The organism is Vibrio sp. 10N.222.55.C6 (genome assembly GCF_041473395.1).
Classification (GTDB): domain Bacteria; phylum Pseudomonadota; class Gammaproteobacteria; order Enterobacterales; family Vibrionaceae; genus Vibrio; species Vibrio crassostreae_C.
The window spans coordinates 1-248 of the sequence record NZ_JBFRSD010000692.1 but is presented as its reverse complement, the minus strand read 5'-3'; the positions used below and the strand labels follow the sequence as shown (position 1 = coordinate 248).

Below are 248 nucleotides of genomic sequence, written 5' to 3'. Positions count from 1 at the left end.
TGGCTATTAATTCCGACGGGCTACCAACTTCCGCAGTTAGAAGAGATGAATCTCGCTTTAGTGATTATTGCTGGCCTTCTGGTGGGCTTTGGTACTAAAACAGCGAACGGTTGTACTAGCGGGCATGGCATTGTCGGAATGGCGCGTTTATCTAAACGTTCTATTGTTGCGACCTGTGTATTTATGGGTGTGGCAATCGTAACCGTGTTTATCAAGAATCTGACTGGCTTGGGGGCATAATGAAAAAC

Annotated in this window: 1 protein-coding gene; it reads left to right on the top strand. The window is 46.0% G+C overall.

Annotated elements, in window-relative coordinates; genetic code table 11:
• Positions 1–240: YeeE/YedE family protein (locus AB4486_RS25675; RefSeq protein ID WP_372119560.1), on the top strand; the 240-nt coding region annotated here is incomplete at its 5' end.
• Positions 241–248 lie beyond the last annotated feature (8 nt).